The sequence below is a fragment of the Sporomusa rhizae genome (assembly GCF_041428845.1).
Taxonomy (GTDB): domain Bacteria; phylum Bacillota; class Negativicutes; order Sporomusales; family Sporomusaceae; genus Sporomusa; species Sporomusa rhizae.
Genome location: NZ_CP156925.1, coordinates 494,398 through 510,267 on the forward strand (window position 1 = coordinate 494,398; position 15,870 = coordinate 510,267).

A 15,870-nucleotide genomic window follows, 5' to 3' on the forward strand; every position below is an offset into this window, starting at 1 on the left:
GAGAGTCTTGCTTTAGACCCAAATAAGAGACAGGCTTGCAATTTGAAAAAAACTCGGTGCCGATAGTGTTTCTTTTAATAAGAAAATAGATGATGATACTATATAAAACCAGCCATAAAATGGCATGAATGCAGCGTTTACGGGAATTACTAATTAATGGTTAGCGTCTTGTTTGAAACACCCGGTTGAGTGGTTTTAAATTCCTGCAGAAAATCTAATACTTTATTGACATTTAATACACGAAATGATAATATATTAGAGTGTCTTGAGAACATCACTTATTTTCCAAAGGGGATGGCACTGTGAGCTATGAGGAACTTGAAGGTTTAAAGACTGCCAAGAAGGCCATCGGCGCTAAACAAACAGTGCGTGCTGTGGAAAAAGGACTCGTCGCTAAGGTATATCTTGCCGACGATGCCGATAGACGGGTAGTGGCTCCGCTCGTGCAGTTATGTACCGAGAAAGGCATAACAGTTAAAGCGGGAGTAACTATGCAGGATCTTGGTAAAGCTTGCGGCATTGAAGTTGGCGCCGCAGCAGTAGCAGTTTTAAAATAGTCGACAATAGGGACGAGTAGTCGTTAATAATTTTGCCTGACTACATTAGGCAGGTAAAGTTTTTAATAATAAATAACGAGATTGGGGAAGGAGGTGCGTTAATAACATGCCAACAATTAGTCAGTTAGTACGCAAAAGCCGGGAGCAAATGGAGAAAAAATCTACAGCTCCTGCACTGAAAGAATGTCCGCAAAAACGTGGCGTTTGCACGAGAGTATATACAACTACTCCTAAAAAACCTAACTCTGCGCTTCGTAAAGTTGCCCGTGTACGCTTAACTAACGGCGTGGAAGTAACTGCTTACATTCCGGGTATTGGTCACAACCTGCAGGAACACTCGGTTGTACTTATTCGTGGTGGCAGGGTAAAAGACTTGCCAGGCGTACGTTATCACATTGTCCGTGGTGCTCTTGACACCGCTGGTGTTGCGAAACGCGGCCAAGGCCGTTCCAAATACGGCGCTAAAAAGGCTGCTGCTGCTAAAAAATAGCTGCTAGCATTGCTGCAGAGTTTTGGAAGAAGGAGGGAAACTGATGCCAAGAAAAGGTGCTGTTCCTAAGCGGGATGTATTACCGGATCCGGTATATAACTCCAAGCTTGTAACCAGATTTATTAACAAACTTATGTTGGATGGCAAGAAAGGTGTTGCCGAAAACATTGTATATGACGCGTTTGAAACTATTCGCGCCAAAACCGGCAAAGACCCAATGGAAGTCTTTGATGTTGCGCTGAAAAACGTAATGCCGGTTCTCGAAGTTCGTGCCCGCCGTGTAGGTGGTGCTAACTACCAAGTGCCTGTAGAAGTGCGGCCTGACCGTAAACTGTCACTGGGTATTCGCTGGTTGGTTAACTATTCACGCCTTCGCGGTGAAAAAACCATGCACGAACGTCTTGCTTCCGAATTGATGGATGCTGCCAACAACACTGGCGCTTCTGTTAAAAAGCGTGAAGATACCCATAAGATGGCCGAAGCCAATAAGGCTTTTGCACATTATCGCTGGTAAAACTTGAGGTTTGCGGTTCGGGTTCAAAGAGTGAGACAAAGAGTTGCGGTTGCGTAAGCAACCCGCTCTTGAATCGAACAATGAACGGTGAACAATTAACCCAAGACATTAAGGAGTGAAAATAGTGGCCCGAAAGTTTCCTCTCGAAAAGACACGGAACATCGGCATCATGGCGCACATCGACGCCGGCAAGACCACTACCACCGAACGCATACTATTTTATACCGGCAAAGTACACAAGATTGGCGAAGTGCATGATGGCGCTGCGACTATGGACTGGATGGTACAGGAACAAGAAAGAGGTATTACAATTACCTCTGCGGCCACTACAGCCCAATGGGACGGGCATCGAATTAACATCATTGACACACCAGGACACGTGGACTTTACAGTTGAAGTAGAGCGTTCGTTAAGGGTACTTGACGGCTCGGTTGCTGTTTTTTGCGCTAAAGGCGGCGTAGAACCACAATCTGAGACAGTATGGCGCCAAGCTGATAAATATAGCGTACCCCGTATGGCGTACGTAAACAAAATGGACATCACCGGTGCAGACTTCTACCGGGTTGTTGATATGATGAAGAGCCGTCTTGGCGCTAATGCAGTGCCAATTCAGCTGCCAATCGGTTTTGAAGACACTTTCAAAGGTTTTGTCGATCTCATTGAAATGAAAGCAGTTATCTACACCGATGACTTAGGAAAGGTAAGCGAAGCTGCCGATATTCCTGAAGACATGATGGAGAACGTTGAACTGTACCGTCAAAACCTTCTGGATTCTGTCGCCGAAAGCGATGATGAGCTGATGATGAAATACCTCGAAGGTGAAGAACTCACCATCGAAGAAATCAAATCAGCCATCCGCAGAGCAACTATCGCCTGCAAAATGACTCCGGTTATTTGTGGTTCTTCCTACAAGAACAAAGGAGTACAGCCGCTTTTGGACGCAGTAGTTGCTTACATGCCTGCTCCGACTGATATCCCTGCTATTAAGGGTGTTAACCCTGATACTGGTGAAGAAGATGAGCGTCAAGCAGATGACAAACTGCCGTTCTCCGCGCTGGCATTCAAAATCATGGCTGACCCTTATGTTGGCAAACTTGCATTCTTCAGAGTATACTCTGGTCAATTGGCCTCCGGCTCTTACGTGTATAACTCCACTAAAGGCAAACGCGAGCGGATCGGCCGGATTCTCCAAATGCATGCCAACCACCGAGAAGAGATTGAAATAGTCTACACAGGCGATATCGCTGCTGCTGTAGGTCTTAAAGATACTACTACTGGTGATACCCTCTGTGACGAAAAGAACACTATAATTCTTGAATCTATGGTGTTCCCTGAACCGGTTATCTCGATTGCCGTTGAACCGAAGACAAAAGCCGACCAAGAAAAAATGGGCGTTGCACTCGGACGTTTGGCAGAAGAAGATCCGACCTTCAGAATGCACACTGATCAAGAAAGTGGTCAGACAATCATCTCAGGCATGGGCGAACTTCATCTTGATATTATCGTTGACCGGATGCTGCGTGAATTCAAGGTAGAATGTAACGTAGGTAAACCCCAAGTTGCTTACCGTGAAACCATCCGCAAAACGGTTAAAGCCGAAGGTAAATTCGTTCGTCAGTCCGGCGGTCGTGGTCAGTATGGCCACTGCTGGCTTGAAGTCCAGCCGCTTGAACCAGGCCAAGGCTTCATCTTTGAAAATAAAGTTGTCGGCGGTGCTATTCCTAGAGAATACATTTCCCCGATTGAAGCCGGTGTTAAAGAAGCAATGGAAACTGGTATATCGGCCGGATATCCGATGGTTGACATCAAAGTAACCGTGTATGACGGATCTTACCATGATGTAGACTCCTCGGAAATGGCCTTCAAAATTGCCGGTTCAATGGGCTTTAAAGCTGGTGCTGCTAAAGCTGGCCCGGTTATCCTTGAACCATATATGAAGGTTGAAGTTATTGTACCTGAAGAGTATATGGGTGACGTAATCGGCGACTTAAACTCCCGCCGTGGTCGTATCGAAGGGATGGAAGCCCGTAACGGCGCTCAATCCATCAAATCCTTCGTTCCGCTTTCCGAAATGTTCGGTTACGCAACCGACCTGCGTTCCAAAACCCAAGGTCGCGGCAACTATTCAATGGAATTTGACCATTACGAAGAATTACCGAAAAACATTGCTGAAGCTATTTCGGCAAAACACAAGGGTGCATAACTCAACTCATTAATGCTTACCTAAATATTTAAGTAATAAACTTAGGAGGTAACACTCAATGGCTAAGAAAAAGTTTGAAAGAAACAAACCCCACGTTAACATTGGCACCATCGGTCACGTTGACCATGGCAAAACTTCACTGACCGCTGCTATCACCATGACCTTGGCGAAGCATGGCGGCGCTGAATTCATGGCTTATGACATGATCGATAAGGCTCCGGAAGAAAGAGAACGCGGTATCACCATCAACACCGCCCACGTAGAATATGAAACTGCTGCTCGTCACTATGCACACGTTGACTGCCCGGGCCATGCTGACTATGTAAAAAACATGATCACCGGTGCTGCTCAGATGGACGGCGCAATTCTCGTAGTATCGGCTGCTGACGGCCCGATGCCACAAACTCGCGAACACATCCTTCTGTCCCGCCAAGTAGGCGTACCTGCAATGGTAGTGTTCCTTAACAAAGCTGACCTTGTAGACGACGCAGAACTTATGGAACTGGTAGAAATGGAAGTTCGTGAACTTCTCTCCAGCTACGAATTCCCTGGTGATGACATTCCTGTAGTAAGCGGTTCTGCTGTTAAAGTTCTGAACTGCGGCTGCGCAAAACGCGAATGCGAATGGTGCGGCAAAATCCATGACCTCATGGACAAAGTTGACGAATACATCCCGACTCCGGAACGTGCTACTGATAAGCCTTTCCTGATGCCTGTAGAGGACGTGTTCACTATTACTGGTCGTGGTACAGTAGCTACCGGCCGTGTAGAGCGCGGTATGGTTAAAGTAAGTGATACCGTCGAAATCGTTGGTATGACTGACAAACCGAAATCCACAGTAGTAACTGGCGTAGAAATGTTCCGTAAACTTCTTGATTCCGCAGTAGCCGGCGACAACATCGGTGCCCTTCTGCGTGGTGTAGAGCGTAAAGAAATCGAGCGTGGTCAAGTACTTGCCAAGCCTGGTTCCATTAAGCCGCACACCAAATTCAAAGGCGAAGTATATGTACTGAGTAAAGAAGAAGGCGGCCGTCATACTCCGTTCTTCACCAACTATCGTCCGCAGTTCTACTTCAGAACAACTGACGTAACCGGTGTTGTTAATCTGCCTGACGGTGTAGAAATGGTAATGCCTGGCGACAACATTCAAATGAGCATTGAGCTCATCACCCCGATCGCTATCGAAGAAGGTCTGCGTTTCGCTATCCGCGAAGGCGGCCGTACTGTAGGCGCCGGCGTTGTAACCGCTGTTACCGAGTAATAAAGCTTTAACATAATATCTGGCAAGGCGGCTCTGGCCGCCTTTTGCCAGGATATTGACCGGCGATGACGTGGAAGGTGGCCCGCACGCGCGGGGAAATTTCCACCGAGAATGTCCGTTCAGAGAAACTGGGCGATAAGGAGGAATAAATAATGGCTAAACAGCAAAAAATCAGAATCCGCCTCAAGGCATATGACCACAAGGCGCTAGACCAAAGTGCGGCCAAAATTGTTGAAACCGCAAAACGTACCGGCGCTATGGTTTCTGGCCCTATTCCGCTTCCTACAGAAAAAAATATCTTCACTATTTTGCGTTCACCCCATGTCAACAAAGACTCCCGCGAACAATTTGAAATGCGGACACATAAACGTCTTATTGACATCCTTGAGCCGACCCCCAAGACCGTAGATGCCTTGATGCGTCTCGACTTGCCGGCTGGTGTGGACATCGAAATCAAGCTGTAGGAGGAGGTGCGATAATGGCTAAAGGAATTTTAGGAAAAAAACTGGGTATGACCCAAATCTTTACGGCTGAGGGTAAAGTTATTCCGGTTACTGTTATTGAAGCCGGCCCGAACGTCGTAGTACAAAACAAGACAGTTGAAAATGATGGCTACAACGCAGTGCAGCTCGGCTTCGGTGCTATTAAAGAAAAGCATGTTAACAAGCCGTTGAAGGGTCACTTTGCAAAGGCCAACGTCAAACCGGTAAAATTTATCCGTGAGCTGCGCCTGCCTGGAGCTTCTGAATATACAGTAGGTCAAGTTCTGAGCGCTGACGTGTTCAGCGAAGGTGAACTTATTGACGTAACCGGAACTGCAAAAGGTAAAGGTTTTGCTGGCGGCATTAAACGCCACAACTTTGCCCGTGGACCTATGGGTCACGGTTCCAAATCCCATCGTGAGCCTGGTACCATCGGTTCCCGGATGAGCGGTGGCGGCGGTAAAGTATTTAAAGGTAAGAAACTTCCTGGACGTATGGGTGGACAAAAAGTCACTATTCAACGTCTGCAAGTAGTTCGTGTAGATGTACCCCGTAACCTGCTCTTGGTTAAAGGTGCAATCCCCGGACCTAAAGGCAGTTTCGTTATTGTTAGAAATACAGTAAAACCCATTAAGTAATCGCAGCTTGCAGCTTTGCGACAAGACGCAAAGAGTGGGTTGCGAGCATCGAAAGGAGGATGTGCTATATGCCGAAAGTGGCAGTATATGATATGACCGGTAAACAAACCGGTGAAATGGAACTTAATGATAGCGTATTTGGCGTAGAAATAAACGAAGCCTTGGTTCATCAGGCTGTTGTTATGCAACTGGCAAGCCAGCGTCAAGGCACTCACGCAACCAAGACCAGAGCAATGGTACGCGGTGGCGGCAGAAAACCCTGGAAACAAAAAGGTACCGGCCGGGCACGGGCTGGCAGCATTCGCTCTCCGTTGTGGGTTGGTGGCGGTGTTGCGTTTGGACCACATCCGCGCAGCTACAAATTCAGTATGCCTCGTAAAGCACGTCGTTTGGCAATCAAATCAGTGCTTACTGCAAAAGTTAATGAGGGTGGCTTGGTGGTTGTCGAAGACATCAACTTTGCGGCTCCTAAAACCAAAGATGTAATTAAACTCCTTGGTAACTTTGAAGCGCAAGAGGCAAAAGCTCTTATCATCACCGCAGACAACGATGAGACTGTTGAAAAATCATCCCGTAATATTCCTGGCGTAAAAGCTATTGGAACCATCGGATTGAACGTTTTCGACCTTCTCCATCATGACAAAGTGCTGGTAACCAAAGAGGCAGTCGCCAAGATTGAGGAGGTGCTGGCATAATGGCAAATCCACGCGACGTACTTCTTAGACCATACATCACTGAGAAAACTACAGCGATGATGGCTGAAAATAAATATACTTTTGTTGTGCCTCTTACAGCCAACAAAGTTGAAATCCGTCAAGCAGTTGAGCAAATCTTCAAAGTAAAAGTACTTGACGTTAACACCATCCGTGTAATGGGCAAGACTAAGCGCATGGGCAAGAACATTGGCAAGCGTCCGGACTTTAAAAAAGCCATTGTAAAACTGGCTCCCGGCGAGCGCATTGAATTCTTTGAAGGCGTATAACAGAATTTCCTAAAAAGGAGGGGCACACATGCCAGTTAAAAGTTTTAAACCATACGCTCCTGGCAGAAGATTTATGACGGTAGCCGATTTTTCGGATATCACCACAGATCGTCCCGAGCGTTCCCTGACCGAGCGCCTGCAAAAACACGCCGGTCGTAACCAGCAAGGTCGATTAACCGTACGGCATCAAGGCGGCGGTCACAAGCGTCTGTACCGTGTAATTGACTTCAAACGTATTAAAGACGGTATTCCCGCAAAAGTGACTACCATTGAATATGATCCTAACCGTTCAGCACGGATTGCTCTCTTAAGCTATGCTGATGGCGAGAAACGTTATATTCTAGCTCCTAACGGACTTAAAGTAGGCGATACCATCATGAGTGGCCCTGAAGCCGACATCAAAGTAGGTAACGCACTGCCGCTTAAGAACATTCCGGTAGGTACTCAGCTTCACAACATTGAAATGAAAATCGGTAAAGGCGGTCAAATGGTTCGTTCTGCTGGTGCTTCTGCTCAGCTTATGGCCAAAGAAGGCAGCCATGCACTCTTAAGACTTCCTTCCGGTGAACTTAGAAAAGTTCATATTAACTGCCGGGCTACCATTGGTCAGGTAGGCAATCTTGAACACGAAAATATTACTATCGGTAAAGCCGGTCGTTCCCGTTGGCTGGGCATTCGTCCTGCTAACCGCGGTGTTGCTATGAATCCGATCGACCATCCGCATGGTGGTGGTGAAGGTCGTTCACCTGTTGGCCGCAAACATCCTGTTACTCCTTGGGGCAAATGCGCTATGGGTGCGAAAACCCGTAAGAGCAAAGCTTCTGACAAACTCATTGTTAAGAGACGGGCTAGCCGCGGTAGCCGATAAACGAACGCAAGCGAACACACGAAAGGAGGCTATTTAGATGTCAAGATCCATTAAAAAAGGACCTTATGTGCATGAGAGCCTGCTCAAGAAAATTGATGCGCTTAATGCTAAAAACGATAAAAAAGTTATTAAAACATGGTCACGCAGCTCCACCATTCTACCGACTTTTGTTGGACACACACTTGCTGTTCATGATGGCCGCAAGCATGTGCCGGTATATGTTACCGAAGATATGGTTGGCCATAAACTTGGCGAATTTGCGCCGACCCGGACCTACAAAGGCCACGGTGGTTCAGAACGGTCTACTGGGGTAAGATAATACTCTTAGCATAAATCCGGGTAATTCAGCCGGAAGGGGGTTAAAAAAATGGAAGCTAAAGCAATTGCCAGACACATTCGCATTGCTCCCCGCAAAATCCGCATTGTTATCGACTTAATTCGCGGCAAGAACGTGGGCGAGGCTTTTGCAATTTTGAAACATACTCCGAAAGTCGGAGCTGAAGTTCTGGAAAAGGTATTAAAATCAGCTGTTGCTAACGCTGAACACAACTATGACCTGAATACCGATGCCCTGTTTGTTTCACAGGCGTTTGTTGATCAAGGTCCAACTTTGAAACGCATTCACCCGCGTTCACGCGGACAGGCCTTCAAAATTTTAAAGCGCACCAGCCACGTAACACTGGTTGTTAAAGAAAGATAAGCTCGGACGAAGGAGGGAAATTTAGTGGGTCAAAAAGTTAATCCGCATGGTCTCCGTCTTGGCATTATCAAAACCTGGGACGCCAAATGGTATGCCGATAAAGACTATGCTAAAAATCTGCATGAAGATATCAAAATCCGTGAAATGCTAAAAGAAAAACTTTACACTTCCAATGTGTCGCAAATCATTATTGAGCGTGCGGCTAATCGGGTGAAAGTTACCATCCACACTGCCAAACCGGGTATGGTTATTGGCCGTGGCGGCAGCGGGATTGAAAATATTAAAAAATCCCTGAAAGATCTTACTGGCAAGAACATCGATGTTAACATTGCCGAGATCAAACAAGCTGAGTTGGATGCAACTTTAGTTGCTGAAAACATTGCTGCCCAACTTGAAAAGCGTATTGCTTTCCGTCGGGCTATGAAACAATCCGTAACTCGTACCATGCGTATGGGTGCAAAAGGTATTAAAGTAATGGTAGGCGGACGTTTAGGCGGCGCTGAAATTGCTCGTAGCGAAAGCTATCGTGAAGGCAGTATTCCTCTTCACACACTGCGTGCCGACATCGATTATGGTACTGCAGAAGCACACACCACCTATGGCCGTATCGGCGTAAAAGTTTGGATTTACAAAGGCGAAGTTCTGCCTGAAGCCAAGAAAACTGTTGTAGCCGCTGCCGCCGTTGAAGGGGGCGAACAATAATGCTTATTCCAAAAAGAGTAAAGCATCGCAAACAATTCCGCGGACGTATGACTGGTAAAGCCACAAAAGGCAACGTTGTATCCCACGGCGAGTTCGGTCTTGTTGCTCTCGAGCCGGCTTGGATCACCAACCGTCAAATCGAAGCAGCCCGTATCGCCATGACCCGTTATATCAAACGGGGCGGTAAAGTTTGGATTAAAATATTCCCTGACAAGCCGATTACTGCAAAACCGGCTGAAACCCGCATGGGTAGTGGTAAAGGTTCACCCGAGTACTGGGTAGCCGTAGTTAAGCCAGGCCGCGTTATGTTTGAAATGGACGGTGTCGCTGAAGAAGTAGCCCGTGAAGCTATGCGTCTGGCAGCTCATAAACTGCCGATTAAAACCAAGTTCGTTAAGCGGGAGGATACCGCTCATTTGGATATGGACGCACCGGGCGTCAATGCTAAACTGGGTGGTGAAGTAAATGAAGGCTAATGATATCCGCGATTTAAGTGCAGCCGAACTTGACCAAAAACTGAACAAGCTGAAAGAAGAGCTGTTTAACTTACGGTTCCAACATGCTACCGGCCAATTGGATAACCCTATGCGGATTCCTGCCGTCAAAAAAACAATTGCCCGCATCAAAACTGTTCAGCGTCAGCGTGAACTTAAGGCTCAATAATTGGCCAAATGTAGTGAGTATGAAGGGAGGCAATGTAAGTGACCGTTGAAAGAAACGAGCGCAAGGTCCGTATTGGTAAAGTAGTAAGCGATAAAATGGACAAAACTGTAGTAGTAGCGGTTGAACGCTTAGTACGTCATCCGTTGTATCATAAATCTATTAAGCAAACAGTGAAATTCAAAGCTCATGATGAGAATAACGAAAGCCATAACGGAGATACCGTTAAAATTATGGAAACCCGTCCGCTTTCCAAAGAAAAGCGCTGGCGTGTAATCGAAGTTCTCGAAAGAGCAAAATAGGATAGCGTTAAAACCCAAAGCAAGCTTCTAAAGCTCGACGGCCAAAGCTTGGCAGCGAGCCCTATGAGGAAGGAGGATAAGCACTATGATTCAACAACAGACCATCCTGAATGTTGCTGACAATACCGGAGCCAAACAAATTATGTGCATCCGCGTACTGGGTGGCTCATTCCGCCGCTATGCCAACATAGGCGATGTTATCGTAGCAGCCGTTAAAGACGCTACACCCGGTGGCGTTGTCAAGAAAGGCGATGTAGTTAAAGCCGTTGTTGTTCGTTCAAGTAAAGGACTGCGCCGTCCGGACGGTTCGTACATCCGGTTTGATGAAAACGCCGCAGTTGTTATTAAAGAAGATAAAAGCCCGAGAGGTACACGGATATTTGGACCAGTAGCTAGAGAGCTTAGGGACAAAGATTTCATGAAAATTATCTCACTGGCACCGGAAGTTATCTAGATTAAGGAGGTGTCCTTAAGTGTCAGAAGCTGAAAAATTGCATGTAAAAAAAGGCGACAAAGTTGTCGTGCTGTCAGGCAAGGATAAAGGCAAACAAGGCAAAATTGTTGAAGCTCTGCCGAAAAAAGGCAAAGTTGTTGTAGAAGGTGTAAACAAAGTTAAGCGTCACACCAAGCCGAGCCAAAAGAACCCGCAAGGCGGCATTTTGGTTAAAGAAGCTCCTTTAGCTTCCTCCAAAGTTATGCTGGTGTGCCCTGCATGTGACAAACCTACCCGCATTAAAAAATCACAGATAGCTAGCGGCACATATGCCCGTGCCTGCAAAAAATGCGGCGAAGTTATTGATAAAGATAAGTAAAACCATTCTTTCCTGAAAGGAGGTTAACTCATGGCTGCAAGATTAAAAGAGAAATATAAACAAGAAGTAGCTCAAGCTATGATGGAAAAGTTTGGCTACAAAAACGTCATGGAAATTCCCAAAGTCGAGAAAGTTGTAATTAATATGGGTGTTGGTGAAGCAGTTGGCAACCCCAAAGTTCTCGATGCGGCAGTAAACGATATGACTTTAATCGCCGGTCAAAAACCGGTTGTAACTAGAGCAAAAAAATCAATCGCCGCATTCAAGATTCGTGAAGGAATGCCGATTGGTGCCAAAGTTACCATGCGTGGAGAGCGGATGTATCAATTCCTTGATAAACTGTTCAATATCTCCTTGCCCCGGGTGCGTGACTTCCGCGGTGTAAGCCCGAAAGCATTCGACGGTCGCGGCAACTACACCCTTGGTATTAAAGAACAACTGATTTTCCCGGAGATCGAATACGATAAAATTGATAAAATCCGTGGTATGGATATTATCATTGTTACCACTGCAAAGACTGATGAAGAGGCACGCGAGCTGTTAAGACTGATGGGCATGCCCTTCAGCGCCTAGTCAAAACTGTCCAGTTACAGAACAGTTTAAAGTTGGATAGTAAGAAAAGGAGGGAATTCGGTGGCCAAGAAGGCTTTAATAGAAAAATGGAAAAACGAGCCTAAGTTTAAAGTACGTAAGTACAATCGCTGCAAAATCTGCGGACGTCCGCATGGATATATGCGTAAATTTGAAATGTGCCGGATTTGTTTCCGGGAACTGAGCTACAAAGGCGCCATTCCTGGAGTAACAAAGGCCAGCTGGTAGTAGCAGCAACATATAGGAAGGGGGTTTACAACACATGGTAATGACCGATCCGATTGCCGACATGCTTACTCGCATTCGCAACGCAAACTCGGTTTTTCACGATAAAGTCGAAATTCCGGCATCGAAAATTAAGCAATCCGTAGTTCAGATCCTGAAAGAAGAAGGTTTCATCAGAGACTACGACATGGTTGCCGATGGCAAACAAGGAATGCTTCGTGTAAGTTTAAAATATGGACCGAACCGCGAAAAGGTAATTACTGGTATTAAGCGTATTTCTAAGCCTGGTCTTAGAGTATATGCTAAAAAAGAGCAGTTACCTCGCGTACTTGGAGGTCTTGGTATTGCGATTATCTCAACATCCCAAGGTATTATGAGCGACAAATCCGCCCGCAAAGCTGGTCTTGGCGGCGAAGTAATCGCATACGTTTGGTAATCTAGTGATACAGGAGGTGCAATATGTCTAGAATTGGTAGGAGTCCCATCACTGTTCCTGCTGGCGTTACCGTAACAATCGGTAATGACAATGTCGTAACAGTTAAAGGCCCTAAAGGCGAACTGACCCGCCAGCTCCATAAAGATATGATTATCGAAATGGAAGGCAATGTCATTAACGTTAAACGGCCTACAGATAACAAAGAACACCGTTCGCTCCATGGATTAACCCGGACCCTTGTTAACAACATGGTAACAGGTGTAACCCAAGGTTTCTCCAAAACTCTGGAGATTGCCGGCGTAGGCTATCGTGCCGCTAAATCCGGTCAAAAACTCGCATTAACCTTAGGCTTCTCACATCCATTAGAAGTTGAGCCGCCTACAGGTATCACAATTGATGTCCCGCAACCTAACCGGATCGTAATTTCCGGTATTAATAAAGAAGCAGTTGGCGCACTGGCTGCAAAGATTCGCGGCTATCGTGAACCAGAACCGTATAAAGGTAAAGGCATCAAGTATGAAGGCGAAGTTGTCCGCCGCAAAGTTGGTAAAGCTGGCGGTAAAGGCAAGAAATAAACTCATAAAAGGTAATTCAAGCGAAAGGAGTGAACACCTTGCTGCGTAAACCAAGCAAAAACATCGCGCGCCAAAAGCGGCAGTTAAGAGCTCGGAAAACTCTGATTGGCACCGTTGAACGCCCGCGTCTGAACGTATTTCGCAGTTTGAAGCATATCTATGCTCAAATTATCAACGATAAAACTGGTACTACCTTAGTAGCAGTCAGCACACTGGATAAAGAAATCAGTGCTAAGCTTTCGTACGGTGGAAATATTGATGCAGCCAAAGCTGTAGGCGAGGCAATCGCTAAACGGGCCCTCGAAAAAGGAATCACTAAAGTAGTATTTGACCGCGCCGGTTATATCTATCACGGCCGCGTGGCTGCACTTGCAGCTGCTGCACGCGAAGCTGGTCTTGAATTCTAAGAAAAGGAGGGAAATTAATGGCTAGAATTGATCACACCGGTCTTGACCTAAAAGAAAAAGTTGTATTCATTAACCGGGTTGCTAAGGTTGTTAAAGGCGGTAGACGCTTTTCGTTCAGTGCACTGGTAGTTGTTGGTGACGGCAACGGCCACGTAGGTTTCGGCCTCGGCAAAGCTGGTGAAGTTCCAGAAGCTATTCGTAAAGGCGTAGAAGACGCTAAAAAGAACTTAATAAAAGTTCCTATTGTCGGCACCACCATCCCTCATCAAATCATGGGTGTATTTGGCGCAGGCAAAGTGCTTTTAAAACCTGCTTCCGAAGGTACTGGCGTAATCGCTGGCGGCCCAGCTCGTGCTGTGCTTGAACTTGCTGGTATTCATGATATCCTCACAAAATCGCTCGGTTCATCTAATGCCAACAATATGGTTCGTGCTACCATCGCCGGCTTAAGCCAACTCAAGCGGGCTGAAGAAGTTGCCAGTCTGCGTGGCAAAACAGTTCAGGAACTGTTGGGCTAAGGAGGAAATTAATATGGCTAAAATTAAAATTACACTTACCCGTAGCTTGATTGGTAGACAAGAAGACCAACGCGCAACTGTTAAGGCTTTAGGTCTCAAAAAAACCAACAGCTCGGTAATTCAAGAAGATAATGCAGTAATCAGAGGCATGGTTCGCAAAGTCGAGCATCTCGTTACTGTAGAACAAGTTGCAGAATAATTTGCTGCAGAAATATCCCATAAACTAGTTCAAGGAGGTGCTGTTAATGAAATTACATGAATTAGCTCCAGCGCCTGGTTCAAAAAAAGAACGCACTCGTGTAGGCCGTGGTCTTGGTTCCGGTTTAGGTAAAACTTCCGGTAAAGGTCACAAAGGTCAAAAAGCCCGTGCAGGCGGCGGTGTGCGTCCAGGTTTTGAAGGCGGCCAGAAGCCCTTGTACTTAAGACTGCCCAAGCGCGGTTTCAACAATATCTTTGCCAAAGAATACAGCGAAGTTAATGTAGCTGAGCTCAATCGCTTTGATAACGGCGCGGTTGTAGATCTTGAAGCTTTGGTAGAAGCCGGCGTAATTAAGAAAGTTCTTGACGGTCTTAGAATCTTAGGCAATGGCGAGCTTACCAAGGCTTTAACAGTTAAAGCTAATGGCTTTACTAAGTCGGCCGCTGAAAAAATCAAAGCAGCCGGCGGTTCAGTCGAGGTGATTTAATTGCTGGCAGGGCTCTCGAACGTTCTAAAGATTACAGAGCTAAGGCAGAAGGTTGTATTCACCTTAGTTATGTTTTTGGTATTCAGAATGGGCACACATATCCCGGTACCGGGAGTAAATGCCTCTGTCATCGAGCAGCTGTTTACACAAGGTAATCTGTTTGGGCTTCTGGATATGTTCTCCGGCGGCGCTTTGAGCAAGTTTTCAATATTTGCAATGAGTATTACGCCATATATCAACGCCTCGATTATCATGCAGCTACTTACTGTAGTTGTGCCGAAATTAGAACAGTGGGCCAAAGAAGGCGATGAAGGTCGCAAAAAAATAACCAAAATTACTCGCTATGGTACTGTAGTACTTGGTTTTATCCAAGCACTCGGCATGGCATTTGGCTTAAAAGTTGCGATAATTAACCCTGGAATTGGTTCAATCTTACTAATCGCGCTTACTTTGACCGCAGGAACAACTTTCCTGATGTGGCTTGGTGAGCAGATAACCGAAAAAGGTATTGGCAATGGTATATCTCTGATAATCTTTGCCGGTATTGTCTCAAGACTTCCGAGTGGCATGTATACCATTTATGAGTATATGCAAGCCGGAACAATTAACGTTTTCAACGTGCTGTTATTCTTAATAATTGCAGTTGCCATGATTGTATTCGTAATCGCAATACAGCAAGGCCAACGCAGAATTCCAGTACAATACGCCAAACGGGTTGTTGGTCGGAAAATGTATGGTGGTCATTCCACACATATCCCGCTTAAAGTCAACCAGGCAGGCGTTATTCCAATAATCTTTGCGTCATCTGTGCTGATGTTCCCGGTAACCATTGCCCAGTTTATTGATGTTCCCTGGGTAAAAACAGTGGCAGGGTGGTTTGCGTGGGGTACGCCGCTGCAAACAGCTTTGTATGCGCTCCTAATCGTATTCTTCACGTATTTCTACACTGCGGTTACTATGAACATATCAGATATGGCAGAGAACATGAAAAAACACGGCGGGTTTATTCCCGGAATTAGACCGGGTAAACCTACCGCCGATTATTTAGACCGAGTGATGACCAGAATTACCCTGGCCGGATCAATCTTCCTGGCCATCATCGCAATACTGCCGAATTTTGTTGGTGCAGCGACTAATCTCCAAGGTGTTTACTTTGGCGGTACTGCCCTCTTAATCGTAGTAGGTGTGGCTCTGGATACCATGAAGCAGATCGAGGCGCTGGTCTTAATGCGTCACTATCAAGGCTTCATGAAGTAGGAGG

At 46.2% G+C, this 15,870-nt stretch carries 27 protein-coding genes; all 27 read left to right on the forward strand.

Annotated features, from left to right (window positions below; translation table 11 throughout):
• Positions 1-302 precede the first annotated feature (302 nt).
• The 27 genes from SRRS_RS02185 to secY all read left to right on the forward strand — a co-directional run bounded on the left by SRRS_RS02185 (position 303) and on the right by secY (position 15,866).
• Positions 303-557 (forward strand): ribosomal L7Ae/L30e/S12e/Gadd45 family protein, encoded by a 255-nt coding sequence (locus tag SRRS_RS02185; RefSeq protein ID WP_371365816.1) that lies wholly within the window; start codon positions 303-305, stop codon positions 555-557.
• A gap of 106 nt (positions 558-663) precedes the next feature.
• On the forward strand, positions 664-1,047 hold the full coding sequence (gene rpsL / locus SRRS_RS02190) for a 30S ribosomal protein S12 (protein WP_371365818.1): 384 nt from the start codon (positions 664-666) through the stop codon (positions 1,045-1,047).
• A 43-nt stretch (positions 1,048-1,090) separates the two neighbouring features.
• Positions 1,091-1,561, forward strand: a complete 471-nt coding sequence (gene rpsG / locus SRRS_RS02195) for a 30S ribosomal protein S7 (RefSeq protein ID WP_371365819.1) — start codon at positions 1,091-1,093, stop codon at positions 1,559-1,561.
• A gap of 124 nt (positions 1,562-1,685) precedes the next feature.
• Complete coding sequence (gene fusA, locus SRRS_RS02200; RefSeq protein WP_371365821.1) at positions 1,686-3,764, forward strand: elongation factor G; 2,079 nt, start codon at positions 1,686-1,688, stop codon at positions 3,762-3,764.
• A 58-nt stretch (positions 3,765-3,822) separates the two neighbouring features.
• Positions 3,823-5,025: an elongation factor Tu gene (gene tuf, locus SRRS_RS02205; RefSeq protein ID WP_371365795.1), complete on the forward strand. Its 1,203-nt coding sequence runs from the start codon at positions 3,823-3,825 to the stop codon at positions 5,023-5,025.
• A gap of 152 nt (positions 5,026-5,177) precedes the next feature.
• The gene (rpsJ, locus tag SRRS_RS02210) at positions 5,178-5,489 is read left to right on the forward strand and encodes a 30S ribosomal protein S10 (protein WP_021168692.1); all 312 of its coding nucleotides are present in this window, start codon (positions 5,178-5,180) and stop codon (positions 5,487-5,489) included.
• 14 nt (positions 5,490-5,503) lie between these two features.
• Positions 5,504-6,145, forward strand: a complete 642-nt coding sequence (gene rplC, locus SRRS_RS02215) for a 50S ribosomal protein L3 (protein ID WP_371365822.1) — start codon at positions 5,504-5,506, stop codon at positions 6,143-6,145.
• Between the two features lie 68 nt (positions 6,146-6,213).
• Complete coding sequence (gene rplD / locus SRRS_RS02220; protein ID WP_371365823.1) at positions 6,214-6,840, forward strand: 50S ribosomal protein L4; 627 nt, start codon at positions 6,214-6,216, stop codon at positions 6,838-6,840.
• Positions 6,840-7,127 (forward strand): 50S ribosomal protein L23, encoded by a 288-nt coding sequence (gene rplW / locus SRRS_RS02225; protein WP_371365825.1) that lies wholly within the window; start codon positions 6,840-6,842, stop codon positions 7,125-7,127. Before rplD ends, rplW begins: the two co-directional genes overlap by 1 nt.
• Before the next feature lie 28 nt (positions 7,128-7,155).
• Complete coding sequence (gene rplB / locus SRRS_RS02230) at positions 7,156-7,995, forward strand: 50S ribosomal protein L2 (RefSeq protein WP_371365827.1); 840 nt, start codon at positions 7,156-7,158, stop codon at positions 7,993-7,995.
• Positions 7,996-8,032: 37 nt separating this feature from the next.
• Positions 8,033-8,314: a 30S ribosomal protein S19 gene (rpsS, locus tag SRRS_RS02235; RefSeq protein WP_371365829.1), complete on the forward strand. Its 282-nt coding sequence runs from the start codon at positions 8,033-8,035 to the stop codon at positions 8,312-8,314.
• Positions 8,315-8,362: 48 nt separating this feature from the next.
• Positions 8,363-8,695, forward strand: coding sequence for a 50S ribosomal protein L22 (rplV, locus tag SRRS_RS02240; RefSeq protein WP_371365831.1), 333 nt, complete (start codon positions 8,363-8,365; stop codon positions 8,693-8,695).
• A gap of 24 nt (positions 8,696-8,719) precedes the next feature.
• Positions 8,720-9,397 carry a 30S ribosomal protein S3 gene (rpsC, locus tag SRRS_RS02245; protein ID WP_371365833.1) on the forward strand — a complete coding sequence of 226 codons (678 nt, stop codon included), beginning with the start codon at positions 8,720-8,722 and terminating at the stop codon, positions 9,395-9,397.
• Positions 9,397-9,873, forward strand: coding sequence for a 50S ribosomal protein L16 (rplP, locus tag SRRS_RS02250; protein ID WP_371365834.1), 477 nt, complete (start codon positions 9,397-9,399; stop codon positions 9,871-9,873). The genes rpsC and rplP overlap by 1 nt, the downstream gene beginning before the upstream one ends.
• Entirely contained in the window at positions 9,863-10,060 is a 198-nt protein-coding gene (rpmC, locus tag SRRS_RS02255) for a 50S ribosomal protein L29 (RefSeq protein ID WP_371365836.1), read from the forward strand. Before rplP ends, rpmC begins: the two co-directional genes overlap by 11 nt.
• Before the next feature lie 38 nt (positions 10,061-10,098).
• Positions 10,099-10,359 carry a 30S ribosomal protein S17 gene (gene rpsQ, locus SRRS_RS02260; RefSeq protein ID WP_371365837.1) on the forward strand — a complete coding sequence of 87 codons (261 nt, stop codon included), beginning with the start codon at positions 10,099-10,101 and terminating at the stop codon, positions 10,357-10,359.
• Between the two features lie 85 nt (positions 10,360-10,444).
• A complete protein-coding gene (rplN, locus tag SRRS_RS02265; RefSeq protein ID WP_371365839.1) occupies positions 10,445-10,813 on the forward strand; it encodes a 50S ribosomal protein L14 in 369 nt (122 codons plus the stop codon).
• A gap of 19 nt (positions 10,814-10,832) precedes the next feature.
• Positions 10,833-11,171, forward strand: a complete 339-nt coding sequence (gene rplX / locus SRRS_RS02270; RefSeq protein WP_371365840.1) for a 50S ribosomal protein L24 — start codon at positions 10,833-10,835, stop codon at positions 11,169-11,171.
• A gap of 30 nt (positions 11,172-11,201) precedes the next feature.
• Positions 11,202-11,744, forward strand: a complete 543-nt coding sequence (gene rplE, locus SRRS_RS02275) for a 50S ribosomal protein L5 (RefSeq protein ID WP_371365842.1) — start codon at positions 11,202-11,204, stop codon at positions 11,742-11,744.
• Positions 11,745-11,804: 60 nt separating this feature from the next.
• Entirely contained in the window at positions 11,805-11,990 is a 186-nt protein-coding gene (locus SRRS_RS02280; protein ID WP_075752846.1) for a type Z 30S ribosomal protein S14, read from the forward strand.
• Between the two features lie 34 nt (positions 11,991-12,024).
• A complete protein-coding gene (gene rpsH, locus SRRS_RS02285; protein ID WP_371365844.1) occupies positions 12,025-12,423 on the forward strand; it encodes a 30S ribosomal protein S8 in 399 nt (132 codons plus the stop codon).
• A gap of 23 nt (positions 12,424-12,446) precedes the next feature.
• A complete protein-coding gene (gene rplF / locus SRRS_RS02290; protein ID WP_371365846.1) occupies positions 12,447-12,998 on the forward strand; it encodes a 50S ribosomal protein L6 in 552 nt (183 codons plus the stop codon).
• A gap of 38 nt (positions 12,999-13,036) precedes the next feature.
• Positions 13,037-13,405, forward strand: a complete 369-nt coding sequence (rplR, locus tag SRRS_RS02295; protein ID WP_371365848.1) for a 50S ribosomal protein L18 — start codon at positions 13,037-13,039, stop codon at positions 13,403-13,405.
• A 17-nt stretch (positions 13,406-13,422) separates the two neighbouring features.
• Positions 13,423-13,923 carry a 30S ribosomal protein S5 gene (rpsE, locus tag SRRS_RS02300; RefSeq protein WP_371365850.1) on the forward strand — a complete coding sequence of 167 codons (501 nt, stop codon included), beginning with the start codon at positions 13,423-13,425 and terminating at the stop codon, positions 13,921-13,923.
• Between the two features lie 13 nt (positions 13,924-13,936).
• Positions 13,937-14,122, forward strand: coding sequence for a 50S ribosomal protein L30 (gene rpmD / locus SRRS_RS02305; RefSeq protein ID WP_371365852.1), 186 nt, complete (start codon positions 13,937-13,939; stop codon positions 14,120-14,122).
• A 46-nt stretch (positions 14,123-14,168) separates the two neighbouring features.
• Positions 14,169-14,609 carry a 50S ribosomal protein L15 gene (gene rplO / locus SRRS_RS02310; RefSeq protein WP_371365854.1) on the forward strand — a complete coding sequence of 147 codons (441 nt, stop codon included), beginning with the start codon at positions 14,169-14,171 and terminating at the stop codon, positions 14,607-14,609.
• Positions 14,610-15,866 carry a preprotein translocase subunit SecY gene (gene secY / locus SRRS_RS02315; RefSeq protein WP_371365856.1) on the forward strand — a complete coding sequence of 419 codons (1,257 nt, stop codon included), beginning with the start codon at positions 14,610-14,612 and terminating at the stop codon, positions 15,864-15,866. It begins immediately after the preceding gene.
• Positions 15,867-15,870: the final 4 nt, after the last annotated feature.